The sequence below is a fragment of the Mesorhizobium sp. LNHC232B00 genome, from assembly GCF_000502435.1.
In the GTDB taxonomy this organism is placed as follows: Bacteria; Pseudomonadota; Alphaproteobacteria; order Rhizobiales; family Rhizobiaceae; genus Mesorhizobium; species Mesorhizobium opportunistum.
On record NZ_AYWP01000014.1, the window covers coordinates 22,068 to 37,004 of the forward strand.

At 61.5% G+C, this 14,937-nt stretch carries 12 protein-coding genes and 2 pseudogenes; 3 read left to right on the top strand and 11 right to left on the bottom strand.

What is annotated here, in order from left to right; genetic code table 11:
* Nucleotides 1-665 precede the first annotated feature (665 nt).
* From X743_RS151180 to X743_RS1000000170780, 3 genes and pseudogenes are all read left to right on the top strand, one after another.
* Nucleotides 666-1,352, top strand: a complete 687-nt coding sequence (locus X743_RS151180; protein ID WP_023766580.1) for a response regulator transcription factor — start codon at nucleotides 666-668, stop codon at nucleotides 1,350-1,352.
* Between the two features lie 26 nt (nucleotides 1,353-1,378).
* Nucleotides 1,379-1,534 (top strand): annotated as a pseudogene (locus tag X743_RS1000000172815) (IS6 family transposase); the annotation flags it as partial.
* 172 nt (nucleotides 1,535-1,706) lie between these two features.
* Nucleotides 1,707-1,865: pseudogene (locus tag X743_RS1000000170780) on the top strand (ATP-binding protein); the annotation flags it as partial.
* 1,059 nt (nucleotides 1,866-2,924) lie between these two features.
* Here X743_RS1000000170780 and groL read toward each other — a convergent pair.
* The 11 genes from groL to X743_RS151120 all read right to left on the bottom strand — a co-directional run bounded on the left by groL (nucleotide 2,925) and on the right by X743_RS151120 (nucleotide 14,900).
* Nucleotides 2,925-4,592 carry a chaperonin GroEL gene (gene groL / locus X743_RS151170; RefSeq protein ID WP_023766583.1) on the bottom strand — a complete coding sequence of 556 codons (1,668 nt, stop codon included), beginning with the start codon at nucleotides 4,590-4,592 and terminating at the stop codon, nucleotides 2,925-2,927.
* Between the two features lie 63 nt (nucleotides 4,593-4,655).
* Nucleotides 4,656-4,952 carry a co-chaperone GroES gene (gene groES, locus X743_RS151165; protein ID WP_019863563.1) on the bottom strand — a complete coding sequence of 99 codons (297 nt, stop codon included), beginning with the start codon at nucleotides 4,950-4,952 and terminating at the stop codon, nucleotides 4,656-4,658.
* A gap of 430 nt (nucleotides 4,953-5,382) precedes the next feature.
* Nucleotides 5,383-6,366: a beta-ketoacyl-ACP synthase III gene (locus tag X743_RS151160; RefSeq protein ID WP_023766585.1), complete on the bottom strand. Its 984-nt coding sequence runs from the start codon at nucleotides 6,364-6,366 to the stop codon at nucleotides 5,383-5,385.
* Nucleotides 6,363-7,628, bottom strand: coding sequence for an adenosylmethionine--8-amino-7-oxononanoate transaminase (locus tag X743_RS151155; RefSeq protein ID WP_023766586.1), 1,266 nt, complete (start codon nucleotides 7,626-7,628; stop codon nucleotides 6,363-6,365). The genes X743_RS151160 and X743_RS151155 overlap by 4 nt, the downstream gene beginning before the upstream one ends.
* Entirely contained in the window at nucleotides 7,628-8,263 is a 636-nt protein-coding gene (gene bioD, locus X743_RS151150) for a dethiobiotin synthase (protein ID WP_023735844.1), read from the bottom strand. Before bioD ends, X743_RS151155 begins: the two co-directional genes overlap by 1 nt.
* Complete coding sequence (locus X743_RS151145; protein WP_023766587.1) at nucleotides 8,260-9,408, bottom strand: 8-amino-7-oxononanoate synthase; 1,149 nt, start codon at nucleotides 9,406-9,408, stop codon at nucleotides 8,260-8,262. The genes bioD and X743_RS151145 overlap by 4 nt, the downstream gene beginning before the upstream one ends.
* On the bottom strand, nucleotides 9,405-10,403 hold the full coding sequence (bioB, locus tag X743_RS151140; RefSeq protein ID WP_051508564.1) for a biotin synthase BioB: 999 nt from the start codon (nucleotides 10,401-10,403) through the stop codon (nucleotides 9,405-9,407). Before bioB ends, X743_RS151145 begins: the two co-directional genes overlap by 4 nt.
* Before the next feature lie 94 nt (nucleotides 10,404-10,497).
* Nucleotides 10,498-11,352 (bottom strand): carboxylating nicotinate-nucleotide diphosphorylase, encoded by an 855-nt coding sequence (gene nadC / locus X743_RS151135; protein WP_023766589.1) that lies wholly within the window; start codon nucleotides 11,350-11,352, stop codon nucleotides 10,498-10,500.
* Nucleotides 11,352-12,893 carry an L-aspartate oxidase gene (locus X743_RS151130; RefSeq protein WP_023766590.1) on the bottom strand — a complete coding sequence of 514 codons (1,542 nt, stop codon included), beginning with the start codon at nucleotides 12,891-12,893 and terminating at the stop codon, nucleotides 11,352-11,354. The genes nadC and X743_RS151130 overlap by 1 nt, the downstream gene beginning before the upstream one ends.
* Nucleotides 12,890-13,864 carry a quinolinate synthase NadA gene (gene nadA, locus X743_RS151125; RefSeq protein ID WP_023766591.1) on the bottom strand — a complete coding sequence of 325 codons (975 nt, stop codon included), beginning with the start codon at nucleotides 13,862-13,864 and terminating at the stop codon, nucleotides 12,890-12,892. Before nadA ends, X743_RS151130 begins: the two co-directional genes overlap by 4 nt.
* Before the next feature lie 67 nt (nucleotides 13,865-13,931).
* Nucleotides 13,932-14,900: a membrane protein gene (locus X743_RS151120; protein ID WP_023735838.1), complete on the bottom strand. Its 969-nt coding sequence runs from the start codon at nucleotides 14,898-14,900 to the stop codon at nucleotides 13,932-13,934.
* Between the last annotated feature and the right edge of the window lie 37 nt (nucleotides 14,901-14,937).

Genomic DNA, 14,937 nt, shown 5'->3' on the forward strand with positions numbered 1-14,937 from the left:
CAGATTCAACGTCACTTTGATTTGACCGAGGTTGATTATGGGAGGACGACTGGGCGTAGCCCTTCGGTCACAAGCCTGAACTCTTCGGCCGCCCTGTCGGCGCGGCAAGCTGCGGCACGATTCGACTGGGTGTATCGAGCGCGTCCGCTGAATTGCGCGGGCGACGCTCAGCGAGCTGGTGCCGATGCCTGCTTCAAAAGCGGCATCGACACCCGGCAGGTCGTACCCTTGATTTACCTAGCCGCGCTCAAATGAGCGTCTTCAAAGCCGCCGAACGTGGTTCGGAATGACCGGTTGGTAAATCGGGAAGTGCTATACAGGGAATCCTCCCGGTATTGCCTCCAGGGGGTCCTCTCAATGAACAAAGCCGCAACCTGCCCTTGCGACCTCAGCTGGAGTTTGCGACGCAACCCATATAGGAGGATCGATGCGCAGAGAAATCGCAGGCAGAGTCGGTGGCATTGTGGGCTGGCCGACCGACGGTTTCAGCCCGTCAACAGGTCTTCACGTGTTCCATCCCCGACTATTGCAGGCGTGCGGATTGCATTCTCCCGCGATCACCCATCGGAAAGAGCGTTACGAACACTACGAAGAGTTGCGCGACTTCTGCTGTCGCCCCGGTCTTACAGCGGACGGTGACCTGTCCTACCTTGATAGGACGTGAAATGCGAACGCTGCTCATTGATCATCACGTGGATCTTACGCGCGCCGTGCGAGCTGCGCTCGGGGATAGCGGTTTTGCCGTTGATGTAGTTGGCAACCTGGAACAGGCGTCGAGGGCATTCTGTTGCGCAACCTATGAAATTCTCCTGCTGGAGTTGGCTCTGCCAGATGGCGATGGCTTGGGCTGGCTGAGACAGCTAAGGAGCGACGGGCATTCAGTTCCAACCCTCATTATGAGTAGCATCAACGATCTCGAGAAGCGAATTGCAATTTTCAACGGTGGCGCGGACGATTTTCTGCTCAAGCCCGTCTCTTTCGATGAGCTCATCGCCAGAATGAGAGCCATTCTGCGCCGGTCGACACAGGTGACCGAACCCATCGTTGTATTTGGCAATCTCAATTTCGATCCGATCGGCCGACAGGTTTCCGTCTCGGGTCATCCTCTGAAGATCGCACGCCGCGAACTATGTATTTTAGAGCATCTGCTTATCCGTGCAGGCCGCATCGTGCCTCGTGCGCAGTTGGAAGATCACCTCTATTCGTTCAACGACGAGGTATCTGCCAACGCGCTTGAAGTCGGAATCTATCGCTTACGTGGACACCTGAGTAGGTCAGGTGCAACGCCACGGATCACGACCGTGCGCGGCATTGGTTACCTTCTTGAATTGACTGAGGCGGCATCCGCATAGTTGGTCTAAATTGAAAGAACAGACTGCGTATCAAGCGCCGCATTCGATCCATCGGCTTCAAGTCGCAGGCGAGCGCCGTGGTTATCCTCTCCGGCATCGAGATGATCCACATGATTGGCAAGCGACAGGCGAGGTATGACTACAAGTCTGTCGATCGCTGTTTCGATATCCTCGCTGCCTGACGGACAGGCCGAAATGGCCGTTCACACCCCCATTTCCAGGTTTGCGACAGAGCCTTTTGTCGGCGTTGCCGGCTTCGAAGGGCCGGTGCGCGCCGAGCGCATCAAGATCATCCCCGGCCACCTTGCTGCGGCCACTCGCCGAGTACGAAGCGGTGGTCGGAGGGAGCTGGTGATGACGACGCTAGATCATGACCTGCTGATCGCAATCCTGGATCGGCTGAAGTTGACGGCCATCCGCGACCAGCTCGACACGCTCATGTCGAGCAAGATCGCGCAGTTCCCGTTTGTCCGCGAACTCGACGGCTTCGGCTTCGACGCGCAGCCATCGGTCTGCTTCAGCCAAACGTATTCATAGGTATGGGACAGGCCTTGCTATGTCCGAACGTCACTGCGCGGCAAAAACGTTGGATTTCTCAAGAAATAAAGTATTGGACAGTGCCCAATTTACCGTTGGAAAAGCTGGATATGGCGTTTCAGCGTTTCAGCGAAATAACCGAAATCAATCACTCCTAACAGCAAAGGCAACCGGAACTCGATCGCTTCCGTTGCCCGCGACTTAGCGAAACGCTTGTTCGCGATTTACTAAAACGGCTGTCCCAATTTAGTGAAATCCGCAGACAAGCCGCTGGAGGTTGGCCAAAGGCCACCCACGCCTGCTCCGAGGCCCTCCAGGGCAATGGTCTGAGACCTGGGCTCAAGCAGGATGAGACGCCGCTGGAGCTCAGGTGCAAGCGCTGCCACGCCCGCTCCGAGGCCCCACAAGGCCGAAGCGCAGTCGTCGGGGTCACGAGGCCTCTCGGCCACGACGACGAGCCTGAACCTGGATCCGCCTTTCTTGAGGCGTTGCGACTATCATCGCGGCGACACGCAGCTCTTGATTTGTGTGCGACACCTCAGCAGATCCATCGGGCTGAGCCGCTCAGCAATATCAACGAGAATGTCCAGCGGCAGATCAAGGATACTCAGAGGAGGAAACGCTTGATCTTGAGGCTCAGAGCGCGTCTGCTCCACTATAGAACAGGATGATTCACCGGGTCCTTCAACGCCAGCCGCCGGTCCGATGAGAGAATTGTCTCGGATATCACGCTCGATGGGGTTAAATGCCGAGATGGGCGCCTTGCCACGCTCCTCAATGCCCCTCATGATTCACCGCCTATAGCTACCAACTGAATGAATCATCGTGATTGTCGCGCAGCGGAATCCTCAAGGATCGGGCAGTTCGTAGGGGGCGCCGGTTTGACCAGGTTGAGCCCGCGAATTGCTCGATCGGACAAGATCCTAATTCTGACGAGATCCTCGGGACGCACTCCAAGTTGTCGATCATGTTCGGCACACAAGGAAAGGGCGGCATTGCTGCCGCCCTTTCCGCTGTAGGTTGATAGGGGCTGGATTAGAAATCCATGCCGCCCATGCCGCCCATGCCGCCCATACCGCCGCCGCCCATGCCGCCAGGCATGCCGCCGCCGCCAGCCGACTCCTTCTTCGGAGCCTCCGCGATCATGGCTTCGGTGGTGACCAGCAGGCCGGCGACCGAGGCCGCGTCCTGGAGAGCCGTACGGACAACCTTGACCGGATCGACGATACCCATGGCGATCATGTCGCCATATTCGCCGGTCTGGGCGTTGTAGCCGAAGGTCGCGCCCTTGTTCTCAAGGATCTTGCCGGCAACGATCGATGCTTCCGCACCGGCGTTGGCCGCGATCTGGCGGGCCGGAGCCTGCAGCGCACGACGAACGATGTTGATGCCGGCGGCCTGGTCGGCATTGACGCCGGTGACCTTGATGTCGGCCGAAGCGCGCAGGAGAGCGACGCCGCCGCCTGCAACGATGCCTTCTTCGACGGCCGCGCGGGTCGCGTTGAGGGCGTCATCGACGCGGTCCTTCTTTTCCTTGACTTCGACTTCCGTGGCACCGCCGACGCGGATCACCGCAACGCCGCCGGCGAGCTTCGCCAGACGTTCCTGCAGCTTCTCCTTGTCGTAGTCCGAAGTGGTCTCTTCGATCTGCTGCTTGATCTGGGCAACGCGGCCCTGGATCTCGGCCTTCTTGCCGGCGCCGTCGACGATGGTGGTGTTCTCCTTGGAGATCGACACCTTCTTGGCGCGGCCGAGCATGTTGAGGCCGACGTTCTCGAGCTTGATGCCGAGGTCTTCCGAGATGACCTGGCCACCGGTGAGGATGGCGATGTCTTCCAGCATGGCCTTGCGGCGATCACCGAAGCCCGGCGCCTTGACGGCGGCGATCTTCAGGCCGCCACGCAGCTTGTTGACGACCAGCGTGGCCAGGGCCTCGCCTTCGACGTCTTCCGAGATGATGAGCAGCGGCTTCGAGGTCTGCACGACGGCTTCGAGAACCGGCAGCATCGCCTGCAGGTTGGACAGCTTCTTCTCGTGCAGGAGGATGTAGACGTCCTCGAGCTCGGCAACCATCTTGTCGGCGTTGGTGACGAAGTAGGGCGAGAGATAGCCGCGGTCGAACTGCATGCCTTCGACGACCTCGAGTTCAGTCTCGGCGGTCTTGGCTTCCTCAACCGTGATGACGCCTTCGTTGCCGACCTTCTGCATCGCTTCGGCGATCATCTTGCCGACCGACTCGTCGCCATTGCCGGCGATCGTGCCGACCTGGGCAACTTCCTCGGAGGTCTTGATCTTCTTGGCAGCCTTGCCGAGCGCCGCGACGACTTCGGTCACGGCCAGATCGATGCCGCGCTTCAGGTCCATCGGGTTCATGCCGGCGGCAACGGCCTTGTTGCCTTCCTGGACGATCGACTGCGCCAGAACGGTCGCGGTTGTGGTGCCGTCACCGGCGATGTCGTTGGTCTTCGAAGCAACTTCGCGGATCATCTGCGCGCCCATGTTTTCGAACTTGTCGGAAAGTTCGATTTCCTTGGCGACGGTGACCCCGTCCTTGGTGATGCGCGGTGCGCCGAACGACTTGTCGATGACGACGTTGCGGCCCTTGGGGCCGAGGGTGACCTTCACCGCGTCGGCGAGGATGTTGATGCCGTGAAGCATGCGCTCACGGGCATCGCGGGAGAATTTTACGTCTTTGGCAGCCATTTTTTTACTCCTGGGCATCTCGCCCGAAATTCAGATTTGATGGTGCGAAGGAAAGGCCTGATATCAGCCGATGATGCCCATAATGTCGGATTCCTTCATGATCAGAAGGTCTTCGCCATTGAGCTTGACTTCGGTACCCGACCACTTGCCGAACAGGATGCGGTCGCCGGCCTTGACGTCCAGCGGGACCAGCTTGCCTGCTTCGTCACGAGCGCCGGAGCCGACGGCGATGATCTCGCCTTCCTGCGGCTTTTCCTTCGCCGTATCCGGGATGATGATCCCGCCGGCGGTCTTGGATTCGGATTCGACCCGGCGAACGACCACGCGGTCATGCAGCGGCCGGAAATTCGACTTTGCCATTTTTGGATGTCCTTGGTGCGGATGTTGAACGGTTCTCCGTTGCCGGAGCGTGCTTAGCACTCAGCGGAAGCGAGTGCTAACGCGGCAATGAGATAAGCCGCATGCTCCTGCTAGTCAAGACGAAAGAGCAAAGAGCAAAGAGAAAAGAGCAGACAGCAAAGAGAAGAGAGCAAAGAGCGTGTAAGCATCGAGCCTTTTATGTGAACAATGTCGGGTATCAGACATATATGGGGCGGCTCACCCTTTGTATTTGAGCTTTATTCAGATGGCACGAATGATGCAACAGGTGATGCATTTGATCTCATCCAGAGGCTCGCACGGGGTCGTGCTGCGTCAGCTCGGTCATGTCGAGCTTCAGAAGGCCATTTTGGCATTGGTTCTGTTGCCCTATTCCCATTCATGACCAGTCCTGCGCGCGTGAGCCGGCCGGCTAGATTCCAACCACGAGAGCGCCGCCGCTGAGACCCGCACCCGCCGCCGACAGAAGGATTTTCTCTCCAGGCTGGAATGGCTCCGTCTGGTTGGCGAGCGAGAGCGACAGCGGGATCGTCGCGGCCGAAGAGTTGCCGTATTCGGCAATCGTCTTGACAATTGCTTGGTCCGCGATGCCGAGGTTCCTCCCGACCGCGTCGAAAATCCGAGTATTGGCCTGATGGGGCACGAACCGGCCGAGATCGTGTGGCCGCACTCCGGCAGCGGCTAGCGCGCTTATCGAGCAATTGGTCATCATCTCGACGGCCTTTGCGAACACTTCGCGGCCGTCCGTCATCCTCATTCGGGTTTGCGCGAGATCGAGGTCACCGTGGAACGGCTTGTTACTTCCTCCTGCGGGAATCTGGATCAGCCCGTATCGCGAGCCGTCCGAAGCCACCGAGGCACCGAGAATGCCCCGATCAGCATCATCGCACTGACCGATCACCAGGGCGCCGGCGGCATCGGCAAACAGGACCGAGCTTGCGCGCTCGGCTGGATTGATGCGGCGGCTGAGGATATTGGCGGCGATAACAAGGCTCGCTTTGCCGTGCAGGCGGGTAAATCCGTCCGCAAACATCAGCGCATAGATGAAGCCGGCGCAGGCGCCTGTCAGATCCACCGCGCCTGCGCTGCCAAGGCCAAGCTTGTGTGCGACCAGCGGCGCGCTCGGCGGCAGAAGATGGTCGGGCGTCGAGGTGGCAAGCAACAGCAGACCGATGTCGTGGCGCGCAATACCGGCGTTCGCCAGCGCCATGTCGCCGGCCTGCGCAGCAAGACCAGACAGCGTGTCTTCGTCGGTTGCCCAGAAGCGCGACCGTATCCCGGTACGCCTTTCGATCCAGCCTGGATCAAGACCGAGATTGCTCTCGATTTCGGCATTCGCCACCTTTCGCCCAGGCGCATGATGGCCAAACCCGAGAATGCGCGACGACTTGCTCATGGCCTGGACCCGAAGCGTTCGCCCGCCTCCTCAATGGCGTCATAGAGTCGCTCGAGCTCGTCGCCGGTGATGCAATAGGGTGGCAGAAGGTAGAGGACATTGCCGAGCGGGCGCACAAGTAGCCCTCGCTCGAGGAAGAAAGCGCGCAGTTTCGGTCCGATCTCGGCGAGATAACCTGCGGAACCGGTTCGCAGGTCGAGCGCCGCGATCGTGCCGGTCGCCCGGCAGTCGGTGAAGAAGCTGTTGTCGCGAAAGCGTCGAAGCCCGGTGGCCTGCATTGCGCTCAAGGCCGCAATGCGCTCGGCCACCGGCTCGTCCCGCCAGATCTCGACATTGGCAAGTGCTGCCGCGCAGGCAATCGGGTTGGCAGTGTAGGAGCTCGAATGGAAAAATGTCTTCTTCCGGTCCTCGGAATAATGAGCCTGGAAGATGGCATCGGTGGCAAGCGTTACGGCCAGCGGGATGGCGCCGCCGGTCAGGCCTTTCGAGGTGCACAGGATATCTGGAGAGATCGATGCCTGCTCGCAGGCGAACATGGTTCCGGTCCGCCCCCAGCCGGTCATCACTTCGTCGGCGATCAGCAGCGTGCCGGAGGCCTCAGTGATCTTCTTCAATTCGGCCAGAACTGAAGCCGGATACATCAGCATGCCGCCGGCGCCCAGCACCAGCGGCTCGACGATTAAGGCTGCGGCTCGTCGATCGCGGGTCACAGCCTCTAAACGATCCAGCGTCTCTTGCTCGCGCCCCGCTGCCGGAAAGGGGATGGTGGCGACCTCGAACAGCAAGGGTTCGTAGGCGGCGTTGAACACGCCACGCGCACCGACGCTCATCGTGCCGATCGTGTCGCCATGATAGCTGTGATCCATGACGACGATGCGCGAGCGTGGGGCGCCGATATTGCGGAAATAACCGAGCGCCATCTTCAGCGCTACTTCGACCGAGGTCGAGCCACTGTCGGAATAGAACACCCAGTCGAGTCCAGCGGGAGCGAGGCCGACAAGCGCCTTGGCCAAGCGCTCTGCCGGCTCGTGCGTGAAGCCCGCAAAGATAATCTGGTCGAGGCTCGACGCGGTTGTCTCGATTGCCTTCATGATGCGGGGATGGCGGTGGCCATGTGTGACGACCCACCAGGAGGAGATGGCGTCCAGGATGCGGGCGCCGTCGGCCCTGCGGAGATAGGCGCCTTCAGTCCGGACGATTTCTGGGATCGCAGGCTCGAGCGCGTGCTGGGTGAAGGGATGCCACACATGAGACTGCGACATCAGTCACCTCCAGTAATCGAGGCGAAGGCGAAGCCGGCAATCATTGCGTCCCTCAGTGTCTTGCCGGTCAGCAGATCGAGGTGCGGCAGCCTGCCGAGCTGCGGCGCACCGCTGAATTCCACGATGGTCCGTTGCGTATCGGCCATCTCATCGCCGATGAAAGCGATGCCGGCCAACGGGATGGATCGGGCGCGGAGCGCCTCGATCGAGAGCAAGGTGTGGTTGATGGTGCCGAGCGTGGTGCGGGCGCACAGAATAACGGGCAGCCGCCATTCAGCGAAGATGTCGATGAGCCTTGTGCGCCGGTTAAGCGGCACCATCAGGCCGCCGGAGCCTTCGATGACGAGCGGCGTCGGTAGGACGGGAAAAGCAAGATCGGCAGCCTTGATCGCCACGCCGTCGATCTCGGCCGAACGATGCGGCGACAGCGGGCTCCGCAAGCGGTAGGCTTCCGGCAGCACGCGCTCTGAGGGCAAGCCGGCAAGCCGCGCGACCACTTCGCTGTCGGTCTCGCCGTCGAGGCCCGATTGCACCGGTTTCCAGTAAAAGCCGTCGAGCAAACCGGCGAGCCCAGCCGCAAACACGGTCTTGCCAACTCCCGTGTCGGTTCCGGTGATGACGATGCGTTGGGTCATACCGCCTCCGGTGATGTTTGGGCCAACACCTCGACCAGCGCCTCGACCATGGCGGAAATGTCGGCTTCGCCGATATTGAGCGTCAGTGAGATGCGCAGCCGCGACGTGCGCACGGTCGGAGGACGAATACCGCGTATGTCGAAGCCGCGGGCCTGCAGGCGCGCCGCCACTGCCATGGTGCGCCTGATATCGCCGATTACGAGGGGCTGGATCTGCGAGCCGCTGGGTATCACGCCGCAGCGCTCGGCCAGCTGGCGGCCGGCGAGGGCAACGCGTTCATGCAGCTGAACACGCCGCATAGGCTCGTCGGCGAGCATTGCGAGTGCTTCGCGCACTGCCACTGCCATCAGCGGCGATGGCGCGGTGGCGTAGATGAATGGCCGGCAACGGTTGATCAGATACTCGCACAGTGCCCTCGGCCCGGTCACGAGCCCACCAGATGCGCCGAGCGCCTTGCCGCAGGTGTGGAGCGCGACGATGTTGTCGCGGCCCTCGAAAGCGGCGGCAAGCCCCCGGCCGTCCGGTCCCCAGACGCCGGTCGAATGCGCCTCGTCAATGACGATGAATGCGCCGTGCCGATCGGCAAGCGCGACCAGGCTCTCCAAAGGCGCGCAGTCGCCATCCATGCTGTAAAGGCTCTCCACCGCGATCCAGACGCATCCCATGCCGCCTGCGGCGCGCCAACGTGTGATCGCATCCTCAACAGCGGTGGCATCGTTGTGCGCGGCCAGCACGAACTGTGCGCGCCCGGCCTGCGCACCCTCATGCATGCTGGCATGGGCGAGCTCATCGAGAACCAAAAGATCGCCCTTCCGCGGCAGGGCGCTCAGCAGAGCGAAGTTGGCGATGTAGCCGCTGCCGAAGAACAGCGCGCGGTCGGCTCCAAAGAATGCCGTCGCGTCTGCCTCGAGCTGCTCGTGTTCCGGTGCATTGCCGCGCAACAGCCGCGACCCGGTGGCGCCAACCGGCGTGCCCCGCGCAATCGCCGCCACAACAGCATCGCCAAGTCTCCTGGACGAGGCCAGCCCGAGATAGTCGTTCGACGAGAAATCGAGACCTGCGCGCGGCGCAAGCGTCCGCAGCCGGTCCTTGCGGGCCAGTCCCTGCAAGGTCGCGTCATAGCGGGCAAGCGGTGCCCCGTTCATTGCGCCTCGAGTTCCATCGGCTCAATGCCGAGACGGCGGAACAGAAGGCTATCCTTGTCCTCACCGGGATTGTCCGCCGTCAGCAGCGTGTCGCCGACGAAAATCGAGTTGGCACCGGCAAAAAAGGACAGCGCCTGCATCTCCTCGGTCATGGCGGTGCGGCCGGCGGAAAGACGCACATGCGATTTCGGCATCATGATGCGCGCCAGGGCGATCACGCGCACGAATTCGATCGGCTCGATGGGCTTGGCTTCGGCAAGCGGGGTGCCGGCGATCGGGATCAGCATGTTGATCGGGACGCTTTCCGGCGGCTCGGGTAGGTTCGCCAGCGTAACCAGCATGTCGATCCGGTCCACCGGATCTTCGCCCATGCCGACAATACCGCCGCAGCAGACCTTGATGCCGGATCGACGAACCTGCTCAAGCGTGTCGAGCCGCTCGGCATAGCCGCGCGTGCTGATGATCTCGCTGTAGTAGCGTTCCGACGTATCGATGTTGTGGTTGTAGTAGTCGAGGCCCGCCTGCTTCAGTCGAGCGGCTTGCTCAAGATCGAGCATGCCGAGCGTCATGCAGGTCTCCATGCCCAGCGCCTTGACGCCTTCGACCATCGCCACCACCGCATCCATGTCGCGCGCCTTGGGGTTTCGCCAGGCCGCGCCCATGCAATAACGCGTGGCGCCGGCATCACGCGCCTTGGTCGCCTCGGCGATGACGCGCCGGACCTCCATCAGCTTCGACGCCTTCAGGCCGGTTTCGTGACGCGCCGACTGGCTGCAATAGCCACAATCCTCCGGGCATCCTCCCGTCTTGATGCTGAGCAGCCGGCTGAGCTGGACCTTGTTTGGATCGAAATTCTGGCGGTGCACCGTTTGCGCCAGGAAGAGGAGATTGTTGAAGGGGGCATGGTAAAGTGCCTGAGCCTTCTCCAGGGTCCACGCTCCGGGGTCAGGGGATTGAGCCTGTGGCGATGTCTGCGTTGAACTTGCCGTTTGCATGTCCATGCTGTTCCTCCGGTCTGTCTTGCGGGGTCTTTGCTATCTGACTGTTGACGATCGGAGAGGACAGTTGACCCAATCCTGACTCAGACAATCATGAGCCCCGATGGTCGAGGCCGATATCCAGGATCGGCGCGCTGTGGATGAGTCGGCCGACCGAAATCAGATCAACGCCGGTCGCGGCAACCGCCCGCGCTGTATGGGACGTGATCCCGCCAGAAGCCTCGGTGATAGCGCGGCCACCGACCATTGCGACGGCGCGGCGAAGATCGGGGAGGGACATGTTGTCGAGCAGAACCGCATCGGGAGCGAAGCCAAGTACCTCCTCCAACTGGGCCAGAGTATCGACCTCGACTTCGATCTTGACGAGATGACCGGCCGCTCTTCGTGCTCGCTCGAGCGCTGGGCGGACGCCGCCTGCGATGGCGATGTGGTTGTCCTTGATCAAAATTGCATCGTCCAGACCGAAGCGGTGATTGGACCCGCCACCTGCGCGCACGGCATACTTTTCGACTGCCCGCAATCCGGGCGTCGTCTTGCGGGTGCAGACGATCTTCGCGCCATACCCACGAACCGCAGCGACGATCGATGCCGTTGCCGTGGCGATGCCGCTCAGATGGCACAAAAAATTGAGTGCCGTCCTTTCGGCTGTGAGAATGGCCCGGGCCGGGCCAACCACTGATGCAATGATCTCTCCATCCACGACATTGCAGCCGTCTGCGCGCTCCACCGAGATTTCGACAGCAGGATCAATCAAGCCGAAAGCGAGCATCGCCAGATCGAGGCCGGCGACAACTCCGGACTGTCGCGCCACCAACACGGTTCCCGCTTGGTATTCCTTCGGGACGATGGCCTGCGTGGTCAAGTCGCCGGCTCTGCCAAGATCTTCAAGAAGAGCTGCCCGTACAAGCGGCTCAAGCACGACCGTGGGTAGCGGTGAAAGTGTCATCACTTCGGCCCTTCGAGACTTGGCGAGTGTCCGAGTCCCCGCGCTGTAGCCAAGGCGGCTTCGAGGGTGATTTCGGACCGTCGGGCGGCAGTCGCATGATGAGGAAAATCTGTCCGGTAATGAGCGCCGCGGCTTTCTTCGCGCAACAAGGCGGCAACCGCGATCATTAGCCCGACAGCCGCCGGATCCGAGACCGCATCCTTGCTTTCGGCGAGCGGCAATAAGGCACGCGCGGCTGCTTTCAAACCTTCACCATCCCGGACGATGCCGAGTGCGCGCGACAGGAAAACACGCACGCGTATCGGAGCGGGCGGTGGGTAAACGTTGGCAAACGCAGGCCTTGTTCTGCGCGCAGGCGTCCCGGCGACACTTTCAGCGACCCAGCGGGCGCACACGATGGCTTCTGTCAAGGAATTGCTGGCGAGCCTGTTGGCGCCATGCAGTCCTGTCGAAGCGACTTCGCCGCAGGCCCACAGCCCCTTGACGGAGGTTCTGCCGGAGCTGTCCACTGCAACGCCACCCATGTGGTAGTGTTGGGCCGGCCGAATGGGGATGAGATCGCGGGCGGGATTGATGCCCGCTCCACGACAGGCTGATGCGATTGTCGGGAAATGTCGAGCGAATGCCGGGCCAGGCCGTTGTCGGGCGTCGAGAAAAACACGGTGGCCGTCCGCAAGATGGTTCCACACGGCCCGGGCCAAGACATCGCGAGGCGCAAGTTCCGCCCCTGGCACGCTCTGGAGAAAAGCCTGGCCGGTTTCATCGATCAGGGCAGCACCTTCGCCTCGGACAGCCTCGCTGACCAGCGCCATAGGGCGTTCCGGGCCGTCAAGCGCGGTCGGGTGGAACTGGATGAATTCGAGGTCGGCTAGGACAGCTCCAGCGCGGGCCGCAAGTGCAAGGCCTTGTCCGCAACTTCCCCAAGGGTTCGTGGTGTCGAGAAACAGTCCCCCGATGCCACCGGTGGCGAGGACGACCCGCCGTGAGCCGAAGAAGAAAGGTCCGATCGAACAGCTCGCCCAGACGCCCCGGATCGCATTCTCTCGCACGGCCAGCCGGCGCGCTTCCACGCCCTCCACGACAACTATCGACGGAGTGGAACGCACAGCCGCGATCAGGGCACGCATGATCTCACGCCCGGTGCCGTCCCCATGCGCATGAACGATGCGACGTCGGCTGTGTGCGGCCTCCAATCCGAGGCACAGTGATCCTTTCGGCGTGCGGTCAAAGGGAACCCCAAAGGCCGCAAGCCCCTCTATCGCCTTGGGCGCGGCTTGGAGGATGCGGCTCGCCACGTCTCTGTCGCAGAGACCATCCCCGGCAGCAAGCGTATCGGCCAGGTGCATTGCCGGCTCGTCGTCTTCGCCGAAACTTGCAGCCAGACCCCCCTGTGCCCAGGTGCTCGAATTGTCAGCTCCCAGCAGCGACCTTGACAGAAGAAGCACCGGCTCCGGCGACAGTTGAAGCGCGGTCATCAGTCCGGCGATGCCGCCGCCGATGATGATGGGACGCCCGAAGAAGCTGCGGAGGTCGGCGCTCAAACTGCCAGCATCCGTTCGACCGCAAGCCGCGCGCGCCCGGCGATCCCGGGTTCGATGGTTACGACATGTTGGTTCTGCTCGAGCGCCGTGCGGATGTTGGCAAGCGTGATCCGCTTCATGTGCGGGCACAAATTGCAGGGCCGGATGAACTCGACCTCTGGGTGCGCTAACGCGACGTTGTCGCTCATCGAGCATTCCGTCATCAGCACGACACGTGGCGGCCTTTGCCCTTCGACATAGTCGGACATGGCAGCCGTCGAGCCGGAAAAATCTGCTTCAGCCACGACGTCGGGCGGGCATTCGGGATGGGCGAGCACGACCACGCCGGGATGGCTTTCGCGCAACTCGCGGATGTCGGCCGGTGTAAAGCGCTCATGCACCTCGCAATGCCCTTTCCAGGCGATGATCTGTACATCGGTCTGGGCGGCGATATTCTGGGCCAGATATTCGTCCGGCAGCATGATCACCCGGAGAACCCCAAGGGATTCGACGACCGCCTTGGCGTTGCCGGATGTACAGCAGATATCCGACTCGGCTTTCACTTCGGCCGACGTGTTTACATAAGTAATGATCGGAACGCCGGGATAACGCTGGCGCATCAAGCGCACGTCTTCTGCCGTGATTGATTCCGCCAACGAGCAACCGGCGCTGAGATCCGGAATGAGCACGGTCTTGTCCGGATTAAGGAGCTTGGCCGTTTCGGCCATGAAATGGACGCCGGCCAGCACGATGACTTGCGCCTCGATCGTCGCAGCCGTGCGGGCTAATGCCAAGCTGTCGCCGACGATGTCGGCCACGCAATGGAAAATCTCGGGCGTCTGATAGTTGTGCGCCAGGATGATGGCGTTGCGCTCGCGCTTCAGTGCAAGGATCGCCTCGATATCGTCGACGAAAGCCGGCCATTCGATCGGCGGGATCACTCGCCGGACGCGCTCGTAGAGCAACGCGGCCGCAGGCAGCATGGCGCTCATCAACCCTCTCCCGCTTATACTCTAATTGAAAATAACCAGCATATACTTGCTGTGAGTATAAGGGATGTCAACCCCGCGCCAGCGGCAATTTTGTCCCGGCGATGAGCCTATCGTCGAGAACGGCGTGGCGGAAACGGAAAAGCTTCGCTGGCCGGCCGCCGGTCTCAGTAGTGGCCTCTCCGGTCTCCTCGACCAGTTCCTGCTGTTCGATCAGTCGGCGAAAGTTCGGCTTGTGGATGAGCCTGCCGGCGAGCGCCTCCACGGTTCGCTGCAGCTGCAAAAGCGTGAAGACCGTCGGCATCAGCTCAAAGACGACCGGCCGGTATTTGATCTTGGAGCGCAGCCGCGCAATGCCGGTCGCCACGATGCGGCGATGATCGGCGACCATGGACTTGCTGGGCACCAGCGGAGGGGGCGCCCCGTCCCGCCCTCTTACGGCCTCTTGGACCAAGCCTGCTTCGTAAACTAACTCATAGCGTTGCAGCGTGAGTTCCTCGTTCCAAAGGCGGTCGTCGAAGCCAAAGGCTATCGTCGCCCGCTGCCAGCGTTCACGTCGCGTGGCCGCATCGCGGACGCCGTTTGCCCATTCAATCAGGCGTGGTCGCAGAACATCCAGCACGACCGGAGGCGTGCCGGAGCGATGGTCCTCCCATGGAAAATATTCATACCAACTCTGCCATCCGCACTTGGGCGGGCCCGCTGCCTGTTCCTTGCGGGTCAATGCAAGATAGCTGATGGAGATGACGCGCTGCTGGCGCTCGGCGCCGATGCGATCCCGATCAGCGAACGTGTAGAGTTGCTCAATGTACCCCAGCCGATGGCCGGTCTGCTGCTCGACCCACCCCCTCAAGCCGGATTGCAGCGATCGGTGCTCAAGCGCAAAGGGACCGGAGGGCAAGGTGTCCGCCTGGCCGATGGTGAGGACACAGGGTTCACTGTCGTTTACGGCGACCACAAAGGCGATCAGGTCCACTTTGACGTCGTCGGCATTCACGGCGGCTCTGTCTTTCCTGAGTCGTATTGCCTGATCGTCCATGTTCGCGAATTGGTTTGCCAGCTCGGGGGGGCACTTA

Excerpts from the sequence above, each read along its gene's own strand:
- X743_RS151160 (WP_023766585.1), bottom strand. The coding sequence starts at position 6,366 with ATGAGCAAGTCGTCGCGCATTCTCGGGTTTGGCCATCATGCGCCTGGG.
- X743_RS151155 (WP_023766586.1), bottom strand. The coding sequence starts at position 7,628 with ATGTCGCAGTCTCATGTGTGGCATCCCTTCACCCAGCACGCGCTCGAG.
- bioD (WP_023735844.1), bottom strand. The coding sequence starts at position 8,263 with ATGACCCAACGCATCGTCATCACCGGAACCGACACGGGAGTTGGCAAG.
- groL (WP_023766583.1), bottom strand. The coding sequence starts at position 4,592 with ATGGCTGCCAAAGACGTAAAATTCTCCCGCGATGCCCGTGAGCGCATG.
- nadA (WP_023766591.1), bottom strand. The coding sequence starts at position 13,864 with ATGAGCGCCATGCTGCCTGCGGCCGCGTTGCTCTACGAGCGCGTCCGG.
- X743_RS151120 (WP_023735838.1), bottom strand. The coding sequence starts at position 14,900 with ATGGACGATCAGGCAATACGACTCAGGAAAGACAGAGCCGCCGTGAAT.
- nadC (WP_023766589.1), bottom strand. The coding sequence starts at position 11,352 with ATGACACTTTCACCGCTACCCACGGTCGTGCTTGAGCCGCTTGTACGG.
- groES (WP_019863563.1), bottom strand. The coding sequence starts at position 4,952 with ATGGCAAAGTCGAATTTCCGGCCGCTGCATGACCGCGTGGTCGTTCGC.
- X743_RS151180 (WP_023766580.1), top strand. The coding sequence starts at position 666 with ATGCGAACGCTGCTCATTGATCATCACGTGGATCTTACGCGCGCCGTG.
- X743_RS151145 (WP_023766587.1), bottom strand. The coding sequence starts at position 9,408 with ATGAACGGGGCACCGCTTGCCCGCTATGACGCGACCTTGCAGGGACTG.
- bioB (WP_051508564.1), bottom strand. The coding sequence starts at position 10,403 with ATGCAAACGGCAAGTTCAACGCAGACATCGCCACAGGCTCAATCCCCT.